This is a genomic window from Magnetospirillum sp. WYHS-4 (genome assembly GCA_039908345.1).
Lineage (GTDB): Bacteria > Pseudomonadota > Alphaproteobacteria > Rhodospirillales > GLO-3 > JAMOBD01.
Genome location: JAMOBD010000158.1, coordinates 1 through 1,219, shown reverse-complemented (window position 1 = coordinate 1,219; position 1,219 = coordinate 1). Strand labels below are relative to the sequence as shown.

Here is a 1,219-nt window from a genome sequence, read left to right as displayed (position 1 = left end):
ACGACAGAGAAAATGTTCCACTACATTTTTCGCCAGGTCCGGATTTCAGGCCAAAAAACCCAATATTTTCAATAGGGGCCTCTCCCAAAACGCCCCTCCACTGTTCAAGTTGGGTATGACTTGGCCATACCGCAACTACGCCCCGTACTATTGCTGACTCGGTGACATCCACGCCCTCATGCCATTGTGGCACGAGAATTGGAAATGCTTGAGCGCCGGCTCCTCGGGATTGTATTGAATAACTCTTTGTTTACAAATTGTTAGCTTTGTTGCGGCGAGTGGCATATGGCTTGCAATGATTAAAACAAAATGTCGGCGGGCGCGACAGCCAAGGGTGTTGCCAATAGGGGCACGCGTCGACGAAGGGATTGCTCGGGAATGTCACAGGGAAGAATATCCGTGCCAAGATCGCTCGGTGGGCGTGGGCCCCAGCGGGGCCGTACTGTTCCAGCATTTCCAATCATATCGGTTTCGGTGGGGCCTGAGCCAGCGTCCCGTCTCCGGCAAAGCGGCGGGATGCGAGGTTTCGCGACGCCCTTCCGCCGGGGACGGGCGTTCGCCTCGGTCTCCGGTGGCGGTCGAATGTGCTCCGGCCGCAAGGGATTCCTCGGGAATGGTGCATTCCAGGGGATTGTTGGGTGCCGTTAGGTCCGGAAAGCGGTTCTGGCGGCATTCTTGTTTATTAACAGAGTCTTGGGAGGTATCTGATGAGGGAATTCGTGAAGCTGGCTGGTGTTTGCGCCGTTGTCGCTCTGATGGCTGCGGCTGACGCCTCGGCGGCTGGCATGTCTGGTATGTCGGGCATGGGCGGCATGGGCGGCATGTCTGGTATGTCCGGCATGGGCGGTATGTCCGGTATGTCCGGTATGGGCGGCATGGGCGGCATGTCTGGTATGTCCGGCATGGGCGGCATGTCTGGTATGTCCGGCATGGGCGGCATGGGCGGCATGTCCGGCATGGGCGGCATGGGCGGCATGTCTGGTATGTCCGGCATGGGCGGCATGGGCGGCATGGGCGGCATGTCTGGTATGTCCGGCATGGGCGGCATGGGCGGCATGTCCGGCATGTCCGGCATGGGCGGCATGGGCGGCATGTCCGGCATGTCCGGCATGGGCGGCATGGGCGGCATGTCTGGTATGTCCGGCATGGGCGGCATGGGCGGCATGTCTGGTATGTCCGGCATGGGCGGCATGGGCGGCATGTCTGGTATGTCCGGCAT

Annotated in this window: 1 protein-coding gene; it reads left to right on the top strand. The window is 60.2% G+C overall.

The features are described from left to right. Positions 1–707 precede the first annotated feature (707 nt). A partial coding sequence (locus H7841_18560) for a hypothetical protein (GenBank protein MEO5338860.1) occupies positions 708–1,219 on the top strand: 512 nt, incomplete at its 3' end.